Source organism: Allobranchiibius huperziae (assembly GCF_013410455.1).
GTDB lineage: Bacteria > Actinomycetota > Actinomycetes > Actinomycetales > Dermatophilaceae > Allobranchiibius > Allobranchiibius huperziae.
The window spans coordinates 539,747-557,560 of sequence record NZ_JACCFW010000001.1; the positions used below are offsets into that span (position 1 = coordinate 539,747).

Consider the following 17,814-nt stretch of genomic DNA (forward strand, 5'->3'; position numbering starts at 1 on the left):
TCGGGTCCTCGCGCGCCACGGGGGAGCAGCACCGCGCCCGTCGCGCTCGCGTGAGGCACCCGCAGTCGACGCAGCGGACAGGATTCTTCGTGGGGCAGACATCGGGCATCACCGCAACCTTCGATCCGGACATCCGGGCGCAGGACGACCTGTTCGGGTACGTCAACAGCGTCTGGGTGCGTGAGACCCAGATTCCCGGCGACCGGGCGCGCTACGGCTCGTTCGACCGGCTGCGCGAGGCGTCCGAGGCGAGCATGCGCGAGATCGTGCAGCAGGCGGCAGCCTCGCAGGACGCGCCCGGCACCCCCGGTCGCAAGGTCGGCGACCTCTACACCTCGTTCATGGACGTGGAGCACATCGACTCCCTCGGAGTGGCCCCGCTCGTGCCGACGCTCGACGCGATCACCGCCGTCGCGACGGTGGAGCAGCTGTGCAGCCAACTCGGCGTGCTGGCCCGCGCGGGCATCCCGAACGCGGTGGCGGCGTACGTCAGTGCGGACGCCAAGGACCCCGACAGCTACGTGGTCTACCTCGAGCAGGCGGGCCTCGGGCTGCCCGACGAGTCCTACTACCGCGAGGAGAAGTACGCCGAGATCCGAGGCACGTACGTCGCGCACATCGCGGCGATGTTCGGGCACGCCGGCATCGACGAAGGTGAGCGGCGTGCGCAGGCCGTGCTGGAGCTGGAGACCCGCCTCGCCTCCCACCACTGGGACGTCGTCGCCACCCGCGACGCGGTCAAGACCTACAACAAGTTCGACGCGGCAGGCCTGCGTGAGCTGGCGCCCGAATTCGACTGGGACGCTTGGACGTCGGGCCTGCAAGCCCCCGAACGCGCGTTCGCCCAGATCGTCCTGGGGGAGCCGTCGTTCTTCAGCGGCCTCTCGGACACCCTGCGTGAGCTGCCGCTGGAGGACTGGAAGTCCTGGCTGCTGTGGCACACGATCAGTGCGCGCGCGCCCTACCTCAGCTCGCCTCTGGTCGATGAGAACTTCGCCTTCTACGGCAAGGCGCTGTCCGGGGTGCCGGAGCTGCGTGAGCGGTGGAAGCGTGGGGTCGCCCTGGTGGAGGGCGCGCTCGGCGAGGTCGCCGGGCAGCTCTACGTCGAGAAGCACTTCCCGCCGCACGCCAAGGAGCGGATGGTGCAGCTGGTCGACAACCTCATCGAGGCCTACCGGCGCGATTTCCAGACGCTGCCCTGGATGGGTGAGCAGACCCGGGCCAAGGCCCTGGAGAAGCTCGCGAACTTCACCCCGAAGATCGGTTACCCCGACAAGTGGCGCGACTACAGCGCTTTGGAGATCGACGCGGACGACCTGCTCGGCAACGTGGTGCGGTCGGCACAGTTCGAGTCCGATCGTGAGCTGGCCAAGCTCGGCGGACCGATCGACCGCGACGAGTGGCTGATGACCCCGCAGACGGTCAACGCGTACTACCACCCGACGATGAACGAGATCGTCTTTCCCGCCGCGATCCTGCAGCCGCCGTTCTTCGACGTGGATGCCGACGACGCGGTCAATTACGGCGGCATCGGCGCGGTCATCGGCCACGAGATCGGGCACGGCTTCGACGACCAGGGCTCGCGGTACGACGGGGACGGTCGGCTGGAGGACTGGTGGACCGAAGAGGACCGGTCCCGGTTCGACGCCCTCGCGAAGGCCCTCATCGAGCAGTTCGACGACCAGGAGCCCGCGGACGCGCCCGGGTCGAAGGTCAACGGCGGCCTGACCGTCGGGGAGAACATCGGCGACCTCGGCGGCCTGACCATCGGCTTCAAGGCCCACCGGATCGCTACCGAGAAGGCACCGTCACCGGAGCTCGACGGGCTGACGGGCGACCAGCGGTTCTTCGTCGGCTGGGCGCAGATCTGGTGCGCCAAGGCCCGCGGCGAGGAGGCCGTGCGACTGCTCGCGATCGACCCGCACGCCCCCGCGAACTGCCGGGCCAACATCGCCCGCAACCTGGTCGAGTTCCACGAGGCGTTCGGCGTCTCCGAGGACGACGGCATGTGGCTGCCGGAGGACCGGCGGGTCCGCATCTTCTGATCATCGAGGGGCAGGGAACGAGCCGAGGGGTGGGGACATGTCACCACCCCTCGTGCGTTTCTGCACCCCTCGACGGGGACGGATCGCTCAGGCGACCTCGACGATGCCGGTGATGCGGTGGATCGAGAACGTCCGCGGATGCTCCGGATCCTGCTCGTTCGGGCTGATCAGGCCGGACACCCGGCCGCCCTCGATCCGGCGCGGCCGGAAGAGACCGCGACGCAGCTCACCGGACGGCTCGGCATACCCGATCCACACCCGCGCGCTGCTGCCGACGGCCTCCTGCAGCAGCGACCGGGTCACGCTCGGCTCGGTCGACGGGATACGCGGACCTGCGGCAGGCTCCGGGCGGTCGCGCTCGCCGGCACGCATGGCGGCGACCAGTCGCTCCGCCAGGGGTTCGTCGACCAGGGAGACCTGCACGGCCTGCGGCGCGCGTGGCGTCGGAGCGCGGTCCTTGCCCGGGCCGGTGCCGACGACCGTGCCGGTCGCGCTCTCCGCGACCGGCGTGTGCCGATGGTCCCGCAGCATCTCCAGCACGGTCGTCGCAGGCGCGGGGGAGACCAGCACGGTCGGCGCGATGCGGCGCAGTTGCAACGGGGCGAGCGAGCGGTCGCCGAGGATCGCCTGCAGCGATGCCTCGTCGTCGCTGCGCAAATAGCAGCCGGCGGCTCCGATCCGGGTCTGTCCGTGCCGGCGGGCGACGTCTCCGACCAGATACTCCAGCGGTTGGGGCAGCGGGGTGCGACTGGCGCCGCGCAGGCGTTCCAGGACGTCGTCGGCGTCGGCGCCCCCGTCGAGCACCGTGCGGACGGAGGTGGGCGTGAAGCGGTAGACCGTTGCAGCACCCCGTGATTCGACCTCCGCTGCGCGGTGCATGAAGCGGCGCAGGTCGTCGCTCAACGCGCCGGGCGCCACCGCGGTCAGGTCGGCCTGCACCAGGAGTTCGTCGATCGGCGTCGGCAGCGCGGGCGCCGGTTCGGTGCCGCCGACGAGCGCGCGGCCCGCACTCGTCACGGCACCCGTTGCTACCAGGCCGAGCCATTCGGCCTCCCTCAGCACGATCGCGGCGCGGGTCGGAGCGCTGCGCGGGAGCCGCATCGGCAGGTGCCAGCGCAGCAACTCGCCCACCTCCTCGAGCGTCGCGGGCCGGCCCGGCTTGAGTGCGGCAAGGACGCCGAGCACCTCGTGCCGGCGGGTCCGCAGCAGCGGCCAGGTCGCCTCGGGCGCGAGCACGTTCAGCGGACCGCCCGGCTGGTCGGCGTCGGTGCACAGGCTCGGCGCGCGCAGCGTCGTCCACCACGTCTGCGCGAGCAGCCTCCACCGGTGGGCGGGCTCGGCGTCCAGCCACTCGTCGTACTCGGCCGTGGGAAGGAAGACGGGCACGGCGTCGACGGTCCGGCCGACCAGACCACTGGCCGCGGCGATCTCGATGACGAACGCCGCGATCTCGGGTGAGACCTCCAGCGCGGTCGTGGCCGCACGGTGGTCCTTCACGCCCAGGCCACCCGAGCGCAGCACCCGTGGCCGTTCGCTGCTCCACAGGTCGGCCAGCTCCTCGACCCGGACGAGCAGGTCGTAGGCTGCGCTGCCGCCGGCGGCATCGACCGCGGCCGGGTCGAGCGCCGCCGAGGCGGCATCCGGACGTGAGAGCGCGTCTTCGTAGAGTCGACCGTCGCGCAGTGCGAGGCCGACCTCGCGGGGCAGAACAGCGGTGTCCTCCGCCACGGAGGCTGCGAGCGACGCCTCGAGCAGCTCATCCCGCACCGCGCGGGCGCCGTTGCTGGAGAACGTCACCCGCGGACCGGCCCACCGCAGGCGACCCAGCGCGCCTCGGGTCGCGTCGGAGCACTGTTCGATCGTGGCGGCGATGTCGGCCGGCGGCCGCACACCGAGCTCGCGGGCCGTCGGTCCGAGGTGGGCCGGCTCGGGAAGCACCTCGGCGACTGCACGGGCCGGGGTGAGACCGGTCGACGAGCGCCAGAGCAGGCCGAGCTCCTGCAGCGAGCGCAGCTGCGGGGCGACGGTCTTCTGGGCGACGCCGAGCAGTCCGGCCGCGCTCTTGTCGTCGGCGACCAGGACCGCTTCCAGCACCCGTAGCGTGTCGGCCTCGAGGGCCTCGATCGCGCGTTGCACGCTCGGCCGGGTCGCCGCGCGCGCGGCGAGGCCGGTCAGATCCGCCGGGGCGGGCCGGGCCAGGTCGGGGCGGCGAAGCACCAGACGGCGCAGCTGGGCATCGGTGCGCGACCGCACGTCGTCGGCGAAGCTGCGGGCGGTCATCACCCGAGCGTATGGCGCGGGCGAACGACGCCGCGAACCCCCGCCCGCCGGTCTAGGGTCTTCTCACCGCATCGCCCGCGTTCCAGGAGGCTCCCCGTGGTCACCGTCCCTCTGCCGTCCTATGCGTCCGGCACCTCCGACGTCCCCCTGCTCGGCGACACCATCGGCGCGAACCTGCGTCGTACGGCGGATGCCCACGGTGAGCGCGAGGTGCTGGTGGACGTCCCCAGCGGACGGCGGTGGACCTACGACGAGTTGGTGCGGGACGTCGACCGGCTGTCCCGAGCGCTGCTCGCGAGCGGGGTGCAACGCGGCGACCGGGTGGGCATCTGGGCGCCGAACGTCCCGGAGTGGGTGCTGGTGCAGTACGCCACCGCGACCATCGGCGCGATCCTGGTCTGCGTCAACCCGGCGTACCGCTCGCACGAGCTCGCGTTCGTGCTGCGCCAGTCGGGCATGCGCACCCTCGTCAGCGCGACGGCGCACAAGTCGTCGGACTACCGCGCCATGGTGGAGGAGGTGCGCGGCGACTGCCCGCAGCTGCAGGACGTGGTCTACCTCGGCGAGGACAGTTGGTCGCAGCTGCTGGCGCGGGCGGGCGAGGTGAGCGACGAGGACCTGGCGAGCCGAGCCGCCGACCTCGACCCCGATCAGCCGATCAACATCCAGTACACGTCGGGTACGACCGGTTTCCCCAAGGGCGCGACCCTCACCCACCACAACATCCTCAACAACGGCTTCTTCGTCGGGGAGATGATCGCCTACTCCCACGAGGACCGGATCGCGGTGCCGGTGCCGTTCTACCACTGCTTCGGGATGGTCATGGGCAACCTGGCAGCGACCTCGCACGGCGCCTGCCTCGTCATCCCGGCGGCGTCGTTCGAGCCGGCCGCGACGCTGAAAGCTGTGCAGCAGGAACGGTGTACGTCGCTCTACGGCGTGCCGACGATGTTCCTGGCCGAGCTGGGGCTGGAGGACTTCACGTCGTACGACCTGTCGAGTCTACGGACCGGGATCATGGCGGGTTCCCCGTGCCCGGTGGAGGTGATGAAGCGGGTCATCGCCGACATGCACATGGAGGCGGTCGCGATCTCCTACGGCATGACCGAGACGTCGCCGGTGTCGCTGATGACCCGGATGGACGACAACCTGGCCCGGCGGACGGAGACCGTGGGCCGGGTGATGCCGCACCTGGAGGTGCGGATCATCGACCCGGCGACCGGTCAGCGGGTGGGACGCGGGGAGACCGGCGAGCTGTGCACGCGCGGCTACAGCGTGATGCGCGGCTACTGGGAGCAGGACGACAAGACCGCCGAATCCATCGACGAGGCGCGCTGGATGCACACCGGCGACCTCGCCACCATGGACGACGACGGCTACGTCGCGATCGTCGGCCGCATCAAGGACCTGGTCATCCGCGGCGGCGAGAACATCTACCCGCGGGAGATCGAGGAGTTCCTCTACACCCATCCCGACATCGCAGACGTGCAGGTCGTCGGGGTGCCCGACGAGCGGTACGGCGAGGAGCTGATGGCGTGGGTCATCATGCGTCCGGGCCGACCCGAGCTGCAGATCGACGCGCTGCAGGACTTCTGCCGGGGCAAGCTGGCGCACTACAAGATCCCGCGCTACCTGCACGTGACCGGAGAGTTCCCGATGACCGTGACCGGCAAGATCCGCAAGGTCCAGATGCGCGAGGAAGCGGTCGAGATCCTCGCCCGCTGACGTTTTGGACATGCGCGACGGGGCGGATGTGCCCCGATGTGCATGTCCGAATGCTGGATCGTGCTGAGATTGCCCTATGGCAACGGCGCTTCCCAGCGGGGACCAGTGGACGATCCGGCACGATGACCACGAGGCGGTGATCGTGCAGGTCGGTGGCGGGCTGCGCACCTACCGCGCCGACGGCCGCGATCTGCTCTTCGGCTATCCGGAGGACGCGAAGTCCGATGCCGGTCGCGGACATCTGCTGATGCCGTGGCCGAACCGGATCCGCGACGGGAAGTACACCTTCGCGGGCAAGGACCAACAGCTGGCGCTGACCGAACCGGCTCGCTCGAACGCTTCGCACGGCCTGGTCCGGTGGGCCGACTGGTCTGTCGTGCAACATGACTCGGATGCCATTGTGGTCGAGCACCTGCTACGACCGCAGCCCGGCTGGGACTGGACGCTGCGCCTGCAGGTGGCCTACACGCTGAGCGCCCTCGGTCTGATGGTGACGCCGGCGGCGACCAACCTCAGCGACACCCCGGCCCCGTTCGGGTACGGCGTCCACCCCTACCTGACCGCGGGGGAGGACACCGTCGACGAGTTGACGCTGACCCTGCCGGGATCGCGCACCATCACCGTGGACGAGCGGCTGCTCCCGATCGGGTCGGCGGCGGTCGAGGGGACGCCGTACGACTTCCGCGCCGGGCGCGCCATCGGCACCACCCAGCTCGACCACTGCTACGCCGACCTGACCTCGAACAACGGGCGGTGGACGATCTCCCTCGACCACCGCGGGACCCGGACGACCCTGTGGGCGGACGCGACCCGCTTCCCGTACGCGCAGGCCTTCACCGGTGACACGCTCCCGCCGGGACGGGTGCGTCGCACCGGCGTTGCGCTGGAACCGATGACCTGCCCGGCGGACGCCTTCAACAACGGCGAAGGGCTGCTCACCCTCGAGCCGGGTCAGACCTGGACCGGGTCGTGGGGGATCAGCCCGGGCTGAGGCTCAGCGCGGGGGCATCCGCAGCGCGCCGTCGAGTCGGACGACCTCGCCGTTGAGCATCGGGTTGTCGACGATGTGGGCGACCAGTGCGGCGTACTCGGCGGGCTTGCCGAGGCGCGACGGGTGCGGGATCTGCGACTCCAGCACCTCGATGGCCTCCTGCGGGAGCCCCGCGAGCATCGGCGTCTCGAACGTGCCGGGCGCGACCGTCATGACCCGGATGGACTTGTCGGCCAGGTCGCGCGCCGCCGACAGGGTGAGCCCGACGATGCCGCCCTTGGACGACGCGTACGCCGCCTGGCCGATCTGACCGTCGTACGCCGCGACCGACGCGGTCATCGTGATGACGCCGCGCTCGCCGTCGACCGGCTCGAGGTCGAGCATCGCCGCGGCCGCGAGGCGTAGCACGTTGAAGGTGCCGATGAGGTTGATCTCGACGACGGTGCGGTAGTCCTCCAGCGGGAGCACCCCACGCTTGCCGACGATGCGGCCCGGCGTGCCGATCCCTGCGCAGTTGACGGTGATCCGCAGGTCGCCGAGCTCGCGTGCAGCATCGATGGCGGCCTGCACCTGCTCCTCGTCGCGCACGTCGGCGGCCACGAACCGGGCCCGCTCGCCGAGCGACGCCGCCACCTCGGCACCGGGGGAACGGTCCAGGTCGAGGATCACGACCGCTGCACCGTCCGCGGCCAGCCGTCGCGCGGTCGCCTCGCCGAGGCCGGACCCGCCTCCGGTGACGAGGGCGACGGTGGAGTCAGTGATCTGCACTGGGGGTTCCTTTCGGGGGAGTGGTGCCCGCGAGCAGGTGCCGGGCGATGACGATGCGCTGGATCTGGTTGGTGCCCTCGAAGATCTGGGTCACCTTGGCGTCACGGAACATCCGCTCGACCGGGAAGTCACTGGTGTAACCGGCGCCGCCGAGCACCTGGATCGCGTCCGTCGTCACTCGCATGGCGGCGTCGGTGGCGATCAGTTTCGCGCTCGATGCCTCCATCGAGAACGGCCGGCCGGCGTCCTTCAACCGGGCGGCCAGCAGGTACGCCGACCGCGCGGCATACGTCTGCGCCTGCAGGTCGGCGAGCAGGAACTGCAGTCCCTGGTTGCTGGCGATCGTGCGCCCGAACTGCGTGCGCGTGGCGGCGTAGCTCACGGCGGCGTCGAGTGCCGCCTGGGCCAGTCCGGTTGCGGCAGCCGCGATCCCGAGACGTCCGGAGTCGAGCGCCGCCAGTGCGAGATGCATGCCCTCACCGTCGGCGCCGATCCGGCGACCGGTGTCGACGTGGACGTCCTCGTAGTGGATCTCCGAGACGGTGTCGCTCGCCAGGCCCATCTTGCGCTCGGGCGTCCCGGCCGACAGCCCCGGCGCGTCCGCAGGGACGAGGAAGCAGGACAGGCCGCGGCTGCCGGTGTCGGCAGTGCGCACGAAGCTCGTGTAGTAGTCGGCATGGCCCGCGTGCGAGATCCAGGCCTTGGTGCCGCGGATGATGTACGCCGAGCCGTCCGCGACCGGCTTCGCCCGCGTCCGCATGCTCGCGATGTCCGAGCCGGCGTCGCGCTCGGACAGGCAGTAGGCACCCAGCAGGTCGCCGCCCAGCATGTCCGGAAGCCACGTGGCCTGCTGCTCATCGGTGCCCGCTGTGACCAGGGGGAAGCACGTCAGTGCGTGTACCGAGACGCCGACCGCGACGCTCATCCAGGTGGCCGCGATCTCCTCGACCACCTGCAGATAGGTCTCGTACGGCTGGCCTCCGCCGCCGAGCTCCTCGGGGTAGGGCAGGCCGAGCAGCCCGCTGCGGCCCAGGGTGCGGAAGACATCGCGGGGCAGCTCCCCGCTGGTTTCGGCGGCCTCGACGCGCGGCGCGAGCTCCTTGCGGCACAGGTCGCGGGTCAGCTCGATCAGGTCGTCGCCAGCGGCATCCGGCAGCAGGCGTGAGGCAGGCATGCGACCGACTGTAATTGGCGTCCGGAACGGCGTGTGGCGCGCCCCACATCCCGTCTTGCGGCAGGAAATAATCTCGCCTAACCTTCGCTCGACAGGAAATAGTGATGCAAGGAGACGTGGTGGCTGTCTTTCCGAAGGTTCTGGTCGAGCAGGAGCATTCCAGTGCCTGGGCGCTGGATCGCGGGCTCGCTGCGGTGATCAATCCCGCGAACCCCGACGACGCCAGCCTGGAGCGCGCCGCGGCGACGCTGCGCGCCCGCGGCTTCGAGGTCGCCGCGCGGCACGACGGCCGGGTCAGCGCCTCGAGCCTCGACACCGCCGACGTCTACGTCATCGCCCACCCTGCCGACGGACGCTCCGAGCGGGTCGCCGGCAGCCTGCCCGCGGCCTTCGAGCAGTCCGAGCTGGACGCGATCCTGCAGTTCGTGCGCGCCGGCGGCGGCCTGGTCGTCCTTGCCGACTGCGACCAGGACGTCCACGGCAACAACGTCAACGACCTGCTCGCGCACTTCGGCGTCAGCGTCCGCAGCACCGTGGTGCACGAGTCCGCCGACGGCGGCCACCGCCACCTGGGCAACGCCACCTGGGTGCTCGCCGACCTGGCCGGCACCAAGGGCCAGGGCCTGCTCGCCGGCGTCGACGAGCTGTGCTTCTACCGCAGTGGCGTCATCGACATCGAGCCCGGCGCCGACGTGCAGGTGCTCGCGCGCACGAGCCCCACGGCGTACCCGGCGGAGGAGGCGCTGGTCGTGACCGCGTCGTACGGCGCGGGCCGGGTCGTCGTACTCGCCGACTCCGACATCATGGGCGACGACTCGATCGGCGAGCTCGACCACGGGCAGTTCTGGACGAACGCCGTCACCTGGGCGGCCGGTCGGCGCACCCACGAGACGCGGCACCAGGGGTCGGGCGTCGAGACCTCGGCCGAATGGCTGCGGTTGAAGGACGCGGTGCAGGAGCTGCGCCTCCTGCAGTCCAAGGACGGGTCCATCGACGGTGCGGCGCACGACCACACGCGCGCCGCCGACCTGGTCGACGTGATGAAGCGCGAGATCGCTGCGCTGGCGCCGCGATTCCCGCACGACGCCGCCTACCTCGCGGCGCTGCCGCGCGACCTGGACGCCTGGGTCGACGGCGGCTTCGGCGTGCCGGACTTCCTGGACTCCCTCATGCTGTTCCGCCCGGACCAGCACCGCGCGGACGGCGTCGAGCACCTCGTGCTCTTCCCCATGTACACCCAGAACGGCAACCCCGACCGCGTCTTCGAGGCCGTCCTGCTGTGGGTGGCGTGGCCGGACTGGCTGGCGTGGGTCGAGGCGTCGTACGACAACCCGATGTTCCTTGCGATGAACTTCATCGACTTCACTCCGGGTTACGACACCAACTCGGCCGTGCTCTTCCCCGAGACCGTCGCGGTGCGCGAGATCCCGAAGTTCAACTGGGGCGGCATCTTCTGCGACCGCGAGGGCGCGCGGTTCCGCCGCGTCGTCCGCGAGGCCTCGGCGCTGCTGTCGCTGCAGCTGCCGCCGGACGCCGAGCGGCTCATCGCGTCGCAGGACCTGGCTCAGAGCACCTTCGCCATGTGGGACCTGATCCACGACCGCACCCACAGCCACGGCGACCTGCCGTTCGACCCGTTCATGATCAAGCAGCGGATGCCGTTCTGGATGTACGCGCTGGAGGAGCTGCGCTGCGACCTCAACACCTTCCGCCAGGCGGTCAAGCTGGAGGCGGCCGGTCAGCCGTACGCCCGGTCGGTGCAGCTCGCGATCGTCTTCGACCGCATCTTCCGCTTCCCGATCACCGGTGACCGGGTGCGCAACTACGACGGGCTCGGCGGGCAGCTGCTCTTCGCCTACCTGCACAAGCACGACGCGCTTCGCTGGACCGACAACAAGCTGTCCTTCGACTGGCGCCGCGTGCCCGAGGTGGTCATCGAGCTGTGCGACGAGGTCGAGCACCTCTACCGCGCGGGCATCGACCGGTCGCGGGTCGGCCATTGGCTCGCGTCGCACGAGTTCGTGGCTCGGTACGTCGCGCCGCACCCGGCCTCGACCTGGGCGAAGGGCGCCGCGGCGCTGCCGCTCGACGGTCCGCTCAAGCCGCTGACCGACGCCGTGCAGCCCGACGAGTTCCCGCTCAACGTCTTCTACGAGGCGCTGCGCAAGAAGATGACACCGGTCATCGCCTCGACCGCGGGCATCACTGCGGCGACCGCGGATGACGCTGCCGGTGCTGCTCCGGCACCTGCGGTGCGGGTCGCATGACGGATCTCTCCCAGCTCGTGATCGTGGTCACGGGCGCCACCGGTGCGCTCGGACCGGCCGTCGTACGTCGCGCGGCCGGCGCCGGTGCCCATGTGGTGGCGGCCGGCCGTGACGAGACCGCGCTGGTCGAACTCGCCTCTGCCACCGAGGGATCGGTGAGCCCGAGCACGGTCGACCTGGCCGACGAGCAGGCCACGCTGGCGTGGGGCCATGAGCTGGTCGAGCAGTACGGCCGGGTCGACGGGCTGCTGCACCTGGTCGGCGGGTGGCGCGGCGGCAAGGGCATCGTCGATTCGGACCTCACCGACTGGGACGTGCTGCACGCGTCGCTGATCCAGACTCTGCAGCATGCGTCCCGGGCGCTGCATGACCCGATCCGGGACAGCCCCCGCGGGCGGCTCGCGATCGTCTCCTCCACCGGCGTGGCGCGCCCGCGGGCCAAGAACGCGTCGTACGCCGCCGCGAAGGCCGCCTCCGAGGCGTGGACCCTCGCCGTGGCCGACTCGTTCAGCGGCACGCAGGCCGCCGCGAGCGTCGTACGCGTGATGGCGCTGCTCACCCCGGCGATGCGCGAGGCGCGTCCCGACGCGGCGTTCAAGAACTACCGGGACGTGGACGACGTCGCGGCGCAGCTGATCTCGCTGTGGGACTCGCCGGCCGCAGAGGTCAACGGCGCGATCCTCTGAAGGCCCCCGCCCTGACCAGCCCCGAGTGGCATACATATGTTTCGGGTGCACCCCGCACAGGTATGCCACTCGAGCAGTTGGTATGCCACTCGATGAAAGGTGGCCGACCGTGAGCCTGCCGATCCTGCACGACCGCGCCGAGCGCGGATTCGCGAGCGACAACTACTCGGGGGTGCATCCCGAGGTGCTCGCCGCCATCATCCGCGCGAACGGCGGCCATCAGACGTCGTACGGCGACGACGTCTACACCGCTCGCCTGCAGGAGGTCTTCCGCGAGCACTTCGGCCCGCGCGTCGAGGCGTTCCCTGTCTTCAACGGCACCGGTGCGAATGTCGTTGCGCTGCAGTCGGTCACGCAGCGGTGGGAGTCGGTGATCTGCACCTCCACTGCGCACATCCACGTCGACGAGTGCGCGGCGCCCGAGCGGATGGGCGGCCTGAAGCTGATGACCGTGCCCACCCCGGACGGCAAGTTCACCCCCGCCCTGATCGACACCGTGGCCATCCGGCTCAACGACGAGCACCACGCGCAGACCAAGGTCGTCTCCATCACGCAGACGACCGAGCTGGGCACCGCGTACGCCGTTGACGAGATCGCCGCCATCGCCGAGCACGTGCACTCCCGCGGGTGGGTGCTGCACGTGGACGGGTCCCGCCTGTCCAACGCCGCCGCGTCGCTGGGCGTTTCCTTCAAGGAGATGATCACCGACACCGGCGTGGACATCGTGTCGTTCGGCGGCACGAAGAACGGACTCATGGTCGGCGAGGCCGTGCTGGTCCTCAACCCGGACGTCGTCACCGGCATGAAGTACCTGCGCAAGCAGTCGATGCAGCTGGCGTCGAAGATGCGCTTCATCTCCACCCAGCTCGAGGCGCTGTTGTCCGGCGATCTCTACCTGCGCAACGCCTCGCATGCCAACGCGATGGCCCGGCTGCTCGCGGAGCGGGTGCGCGACATCCCCGGCGTGCAGGTGCCCCGGCCGGTGCAGGCGAACGCCGTCTTCGCGATCCTGCCGCACGACGTCAGCGAGCGGCTGATGGAGCGTTTCCACTTCTACTTCTGGGACGAGGGCGTCGGCGAGGTGCGCTGGATGTGCTCCTTCGACACCACGGAGGACGACATCGAGACGTTCGCCGCGGCGATCCGCGCCGAGATGACGAGCGCGACGAGCGAGACGAGCATCGCGCACTGACCCGCTCGGTAAGAGCGGGCCGGGGTCACCAGAGGTGCAGCGACCCCGCGAAGACGTCGTGGATGTCCTGCTCGGTGACGTCCTTGGGAGCGGTGGCGAGCAGCCGCTGCTGTTTCATCGTCCCCTCGACGAGGTCGTCGAAGTCGGAGGCCGAGTAGCCGATCGCCGCAACGCCGTTCGGCATGCCGATGGCGCGCATGAGGTCTGCCAGCACCGAGGGCAACTGGTCGCGGGGGTCGTCGGTTCGGGGCGCGTCGGGCGCGAGCAGGGCTGCCGCCCGCAGGTGCCGATCGGGTGACGCGTCGTACGTGAAGCGGAACGCCGCCGGCGCGGTCAGCGACACCGACATCCCGTGCGGCACCATCGCGGCGTCCTGCGGGTAGTCGGCGGGCCGGTAGTCGCGCACCCGCCCGGCGATGGGGTAGGCGTTCGCGTGCGGGATGTGCACGCCCGCGTTGCCGAAGCCCATGCCGGCGAACGTCGCCGCGAGCGCCATGTCGAAGCGCGCGTCCTTGTCCGACCCGTCCTGCACGGCGCGCCGGAACGAGCCCGCCATCAGAGTGAGGGACTTCTCGGCCCACATGTCGGCGACCGGGTTGGCGCCGCAGTAGGGCACCCGCTCGCTCGGTTGCTTCGCCGCGAACGACGTGTACGGCTTGGCCGTGTAGCTCTCCAGCGCGTGGCACAGGATGTCCATGCCGGAGCACGCGGTGACCATCGGCGGCTGGCTGACGGTGAGGTCGGGGTCGACGACGGCGGTGGTCGGGCGCAGCGAGACGTGGCTGATGCCGGTCTTCACGTGCTGGGAGAGCACGTCGAGCACGCAGATGGTGGTGCTCTCCGACCCGGTGCCCGTCGTGGTCGGTACGGCGACCAGCGGCTTGAGAGGCCGCGTCGGGTCGGCGCCCTTCCCGACCGGCGCGTTGACGTAGTCCATCAGCTCGCCGGAGTTGGTGGTGAGCAGGTTGATGGCCTTGGCGGTGTCGATGCTGGAGCCGCCGCCGACGGCCACGAAGGCGTCCCACGGTCCATGCTCGCGCGCCCAATCCACAGCAGCCGCAAGGCTCTCGTCGGTCGGCTCGACATGGGACCCGTCGTACACCTCGACCTGCACGCCCGCCTCGCGCAGCGAGTCGGCGACGTGTCCGGGCGCACCCGTGGCGGCGACGCCCTTGTCGGTGACGACCAGGACCCTCCGCGCTCCTTGCGCCGCCAGGTCGTAGCCCACTTCGCGCGATGCCCCCGGGCCGAGCTTCAGGTGCGGTGCGGCGTAGGTGAAGACGGTCTCGCGGGCATCGCTCATTTCGCCAGTATGTCGTCGCCCGCCGCGGCGCCCTGATCGGCCCATACGACGACGCGTGCCGGGTCGACGTCGAAGCGGCAGGTGCCGCCGACCGGTACCTGCGACAGGTCGCGGGCCGTGGCGGCGAGGAGGACGTCGTCCCCGAGCCGCAGGGTCACCGCGATGTGGGATCCGAGGTCGGCAGCGTCCTCGACGACCGCATGATGCTCGCCGTCCGGGCGGAGCACGACGTCCTGCGGGCGCACGCACCACGTCACCGGCGTATCGGCCGGTAGCCCTGTCGTCACGAGAAATTCGCAACCCCCTGCCCGCAACGCCCCGCCGGCCGTGAGCCGGCCCACCGCGACGTCCGGGATGCCGACCAGCCGCGCCACGGTCGGTGATGCCGGGCGCCGGTAGACCTCGGTGACGGGACCTGCCTGCAGCAGCTTGCCGTCCGCGATGACCAGCACCTCGTCCGCGAGCAGCGCCGCCTCGACCGGGTCGTGCGTGACCAGCACGGTGGACAGCCCGCTCTCGCGCTGCAGACGTCGCACTGTCGTCTGCAGGCCGGCGCGCACGGGTACGTCCAGCGCGGAGAACGGTTCGTCGAGCAGCACGACGCGAGGGTTCTGGCTCAGCGCCGCCGCGAGGCTCACCCGCTGGCGTTCCCCGCCGGACAGCTCCTGCGGGCGGCGGTCGAGCAGCTGGTCCAGGCCGAGCGTCTGCAGCCACCACGCGGCCAGCGCCGGGTCCGCGCGCACCCCGAACGTCGCGTGCTCCCACACGGTCAGATGGGGGAAGAGGCCACGGTTCTGCGGGACGTAGCCGACGCCGCGCAGTTGGGCGGGCACCTGTGCGACCGCGTCCCCCGCGAAGTCCACTTCGTCGCCGGGTGCGGCGTTCAGTCCGGCAATCGCTTTCAAGGTGAGGGTTTTTCCCGACCCGGAGGGTCCGAGCACGGCCAGCCGATCGCTGCCCGCCCGATGGGCGAGCTGGAGGTCGAAGTCGCCCACCCGCTGTCGCAGGGCGAAACCGACGGGCACCCGTGCGGCAGCCTGCGGGTGCACGGGCGAGGGGACCCGGGCGCGGTGTCGGCGCCGGGGGAGGCGCAGACCGGCGAGCAGGAGGCCGACGACCGCGATGCCGAGCGCGAGGGCGGTCGGTGCCTGGGTGGTGGGCAGACCGGTGGCCGAGAACTGCACCGAGGTGAAGACGGGCAGCGTGTACGGGTGGTAGGCGAGCAGCACCGTGGCGCCGTACTCGCCCAGCGCTCGCAGCCAGGTCAGCACCGCACCCGCTCGGATCCCGTCCGCGGCCAACGGCAGATCCACCTTGAGGAAGCGAGCGAGCGCGCCGTGACCGAGGGTGGCTGCCAGGTCGTCGAGCGCGGGGTCCCGCTCCGCGAAGGCCGACCGTGCCGCGATGATCAGGAACGGGGCGGCGACGAAGGTCTGCGCGATCACCACTCCGGCCGTGGTGCCGGTGAGCCCGCCGCTGACATGCGTGCCGAGCCAGGTGTAGGGCCCGACCAGGTAGATCAGCACGATGCCGCTCATCACCGGCGGCAGCGCGAGCGGCAGTTGGACGACGACCGTCACCACGCGTGCGAACGCGCCGGTCGACGTCGCGAGCCAGCGCGCGAGCGGCACCCCGAGCAGCAGGACGATGACGGTGCTGATGCTGGCGCTCGCGACCGACGTACGCGCCGCCGCCCACAGCCCGGACTCACCGAATCCACGGTCGCCGGAGGTCGCGAAGCGCCAGGCGAAGTAGACCAGCGGCACGAGCAGATAGAGCGCCAGCAGCCCGCCGAGATACCTCAGCGGGCTGCTGCGCGTCGTGGCGCGACGGTGGGCTACGGGGTGCTCCTCAACTGCTGGGCAGCAGACCTGCGGGCGGTGTGCCGGTGACCTTGGGCGGCGAGGTCACGGTGAACGCCGCGGCCTTGAAGATCGCCTGTGTCTGCGATCCCAGCAGATATTTCACGAACGCCGCGGCACCCGCGGCGTTCGGCGCGCCCTTCAACACCGTGACCGTGTAGCTCGCCTTCAGGTCGGTCCCGGTCAGCGGGACCGTCTGGATGCCGGCCGTCTTGGCCTCGCTGGTGTAGAAGAAGCCCGCGTCCAGCTGCCCCGACTGCAGATTCGCGACCAAGGTCTCCTCGGGGAAGACGTCGGAGGTGGACGAAGCGACCTTCGACAGAGCCGGATGGGCCTTCGCGTCGTCGCTCAGCGCCTGCGCGGTGAGCTTGCCCTTCGGATCGGTCTTGGGGTCGGTGAAGCCGACCTCGAAACCGGGCTGGGTGATCACGTCGTACCAGGGCTTGGTCTTGAGGGCGCTCGCGAACCTGCTCTTGGGGTTGATGCCGAGGACGAGCTTGGAGGAGCCGAAGGTGACGTACCAGCTCACCCAGTCACCGTTGGCGGTGCCCATCAGGGACTGGTCGGCCTTCGGGCTGGCGCTCACGAAGACGTCGCCCCGGCGCACCTTGCCCTTGATCTGGCTCGCCAGAGCGGTCGACCCCGCGGAGAAGCCACTGAACGAATACCCGGTACCGGCCTTGAATCCCGGCCCGATCTTGTCCTCCATCAGCTTCACCAGCGACCCGGCGTAGAGCACGTTGACGCTCCCGGTGCCCTTGGCGGGCGACGTGGACGAAGTCGTGGTGGACGCACTGCTCGAGCTGGAGCCGGACCCGGATGCGCCGGCCGAAGACGAGCCCGGCGAGGACGACCCACTGCTGCATCCGGCGGTGGCGCAGGTACCGAGGGTCACGAGGACCAGACTGCCGAGCAGGCGCTTCATGGGTGGTGCCTTCCGGTGGACGACGACAGCGCGTGCGCGCGACGGGACCATCCTGTCCCATTCGGTAGTCAAGGTGCGACTACTACGCCGGTTCGTCGAGGATCGTGTCGAGGAAGTCGATCGCCACCCGGGTCGACAGCAGCCGCCACACCACGACCCGGCGATCGAAGCCCACGCTCTGCTCCAGTTCCTGCTCGATCTGCGCCACCCGTTCGGTGAATCTCGTGCGCTGTGCCCGGGCGAGCGGACGCGGGTCGGCCCCGGCGCCGTCGATCAGGGCCAGCTTGAGCAGGAACATCGACCGGAAGTCGCGTACCCGTTCGACCGGCTCCGCCAGCCAGCGCTCGGTCTCGACCTGCCCGGCCGCGGTGATGTCGACGATGGTGCGCCGCGGGCCGCGGTCGCCCGGCTCGCCCGCCCGCTCGCGCACCAGGTCGCGTTCGATCAACCGGGCCAGCTCGCGGTAGACCAGGGGCCGGGTGAGACTCCACACCCGTCCCAGGTCGCCGGTGGGCTGCAGCCGCCGGGCGATCGCGAAACCGTGGGTAGGCCCCTGCGCGATCGCGCCCAGCACGGCGTACGCCGCGGGGCTCATC

At 70.7% G+C, this 17,814-nt stretch carries 13 protein-coding genes; 6 read left to right on the forward strand and 7 right to left on the reverse strand.

Going from position 1 to position 17,814, the window contains the following annotated elements; all coding sequences use genetic code 11:
• Nucleotides 1-89: 89 nt before the first annotated feature.
• Nucleotides 90-2,045 carry a M13-type metalloendopeptidase gene (locus HNR15_RS02625; protein WP_179478894.1) on the forward strand — a complete coding sequence of 652 codons (1,956 nt, stop codon included), beginning with the start codon at nucleotides 90-92 and terminating at the stop codon, nucleotides 2,043-2,045.
• An 87-nt stretch (nucleotides 2,046-2,132) separates the two neighbouring features.
• On the opposite strand, the gene HNR15_RS02630 is transcribed toward HNR15_RS02625, so the two are convergent.
• Nucleotides 2,133-4,325 (reverse strand): helicase-associated domain-containing protein, encoded by a 2,193-nt coding sequence (locus tag HNR15_RS02630; protein ID WP_179478896.1) that lies wholly within the window; start codon nucleotides 4,323-4,325, stop codon nucleotides 2,133-2,135.
• Nucleotides 4,326-4,421: 96 nt separating this feature from the next.
• On the opposite strand from HNR15_RS02630, the gene HNR15_RS02635 reads away from it, so the two are divergent.
• Together HNR15_RS02635 and HNR15_RS02640 are read left to right on the forward strand one after the other, a co-directional pair.
• A complete protein-coding gene (locus HNR15_RS02635) occupies nucleotides 4,422-6,050 on the forward strand; it encodes an AMP-binding protein (RefSeq protein ID WP_343048387.1) in 1,629 nt (542 codons plus the stop codon).
• Between the two features lie 76 nt (nucleotides 6,051-6,126).
• Nucleotides 6,127-7,041: an aldose 1-epimerase family protein gene (locus HNR15_RS02640; protein WP_179478898.1), complete on the forward strand. Its 915-nt coding sequence runs from the start codon at nucleotides 6,127-6,129 to the stop codon at nucleotides 7,039-7,041.
• A 3-nt stretch (nucleotides 7,042-7,044) separates the two neighbouring features.
• Here the strand turns inward: HNR15_RS02640 and HNR15_RS02645 are convergent, their stop codons facing one another.
• Both HNR15_RS02645 and HNR15_RS02650 read right to left on the reverse strand, forming a co-directional pair.
• Entirely contained in the window at nucleotides 7,045-7,809 is a 765-nt protein-coding gene (locus tag HNR15_RS02645; RefSeq protein ID WP_179478900.1) for an SDR family NAD(P)-dependent oxidoreductase, read from the reverse strand.
• A complete protein-coding gene (locus tag HNR15_RS02650; RefSeq protein WP_179478902.1) occupies nucleotides 7,796-8,983 on the reverse strand; it encodes an acyl-CoA dehydrogenase family protein in 1,188 nt (395 codons plus the stop codon). Before HNR15_RS02650 ends, HNR15_RS02645 begins: the two co-directional genes overlap by 14 nt.
• Before the next feature lie 119 nt (nucleotides 8,984-9,102).
• Between HNR15_RS02650 and HNR15_RS02655 the strand changes: the two genes are divergently transcribed.
• The 3 genes from HNR15_RS02655 to HNR15_RS02665 all read left to right on the forward strand — a co-directional run bounded on the left by HNR15_RS02655 (nucleotide 9,103) and on the right by HNR15_RS02665 (nucleotide 13,128).
• On the forward strand, nucleotides 9,103-11,250 hold the full coding sequence (locus tag HNR15_RS02655) for a DUF6421 family protein (protein WP_179478905.1): 2,148 nt from the start codon (nucleotides 9,103-9,105) through the stop codon (nucleotides 11,248-11,250).
• A complete protein-coding gene (locus HNR15_RS02660) occupies nucleotides 11,247-11,936 on the forward strand; it encodes an SDR family NAD(P)-dependent oxidoreductase (RefSeq protein ID WP_179478907.1) in 690 nt (229 codons plus the stop codon). The genes HNR15_RS02655 and HNR15_RS02660 overlap by 4 nt, the downstream gene beginning before the upstream one ends.
• Nucleotides 11,937-12,018: 82 nt before the next feature.
• Nucleotides 12,019-13,128, forward strand: a complete 1,110-nt coding sequence (locus HNR15_RS02665; RefSeq protein WP_179478909.1) for a threonine aldolase family protein — start codon at nucleotides 12,019-12,021, stop codon at nucleotides 13,126-13,128.
• A 25-nt stretch (nucleotides 13,129-13,153) separates the two neighbouring features.
• On the opposite strand, the gene HNR15_RS02670 is transcribed toward HNR15_RS02665, so the two are convergent.
• The 4 genes from HNR15_RS02670 to HNR15_RS02685 all read right to left on the reverse strand — a co-directional run bounded on the left by HNR15_RS02670 (nucleotide 13,154) and on the right by HNR15_RS02685 (nucleotide 17,813).
• Nucleotides 13,154-14,431 carry a hydroxyacid-oxoacid transhydrogenase gene (locus HNR15_RS02670; protein ID WP_179478911.1) on the reverse strand — a complete coding sequence of 426 codons (1,278 nt, stop codon included), beginning with the start codon at nucleotides 14,429-14,431 and terminating at the stop codon, nucleotides 13,154-13,156.
• Complete coding sequence (locus HNR15_RS02675; protein WP_179478913.1) at nucleotides 14,428-16,197, reverse strand: ATP-binding cassette domain-containing protein; 1,770 nt, start codon at nucleotides 16,195-16,197, stop codon at nucleotides 14,428-14,430. Before HNR15_RS02675 ends, HNR15_RS02670 begins: the two co-directional genes overlap by 4 nt.
• Before the next feature lie 85 nt (nucleotides 16,198-16,282).
• Nucleotides 16,283-17,218 (reverse strand): substrate-binding domain-containing protein, encoded by a 936-nt coding sequence (locus HNR15_RS02680; RefSeq protein ID WP_179478915.1) that lies wholly within the window; start codon nucleotides 17,216-17,218, stop codon nucleotides 16,283-16,285.
• Nucleotides 17,219-17,300: 82 nt separating this feature from the next.
• On the reverse strand, nucleotides 17,301-17,813 hold the full coding sequence (locus HNR15_RS02685; RefSeq protein ID WP_179478917.1) for a PadR family transcriptional regulator: 513 nt from the start codon (nucleotides 17,811-17,813) through the stop codon (nucleotides 17,301-17,303).
• Between the last annotated feature and the right edge of the window lies 1 nt (nucleotide 17,814).

Coding starts and splice junctions, on each gene's coding strand:
- HNR15_RS02630 (WP_179478896.1), bottom strand. CDS start 4,325: ATGACCGCCCGCAGCTTCGCCGACGACGTGCGGTCGCGCACCGATGCC.
- HNR15_RS02640 (WP_179478898.1), top strand. CDS start 6,127: ATGGCAACGGCGCTTCCCAGCGGGGACCAGTGGACGATCCGGCACGAT.
- HNR15_RS02650 (WP_179478902.1), bottom strand. CDS start 8,983: ATGCCTGCCTCACGCCTGCTGCCGGATGCCGCTGGCGACGACCTGATC.
- HNR15_RS02660 (WP_179478907.1), top strand. CDS start 11,247: ATGACGGATCTCTCCCAGCTCGTGATCGTGGTCACGGGCGCCACCGGT.
- HNR15_RS02665 (WP_179478909.1), top strand. CDS start 12,019: ATGCCACTCGATGAAAGGTGGCCGACCGTGAGCCTGCCGATCCTGCAC.
- HNR15_RS02670 (WP_179478911.1), bottom strand. CDS start 14,431: ATGAGCGATGCCCGCGAGACCGTCTTCACCTACGCCGCACCGCACCTG.
- HNR15_RS02680 (WP_179478915.1), bottom strand. CDS start 17,218: ATGAAGCGCCTGCTCGGCAGTCTGGTCCTCGTGACCCTCGGTACCTGC.
- HNR15_RS02685 (WP_179478917.1), bottom strand. CDS start 17,813: ATGAGCCCCGCGGCGTACGCCGTGCTGGGCGCGATCGCGCAGGGGCCT.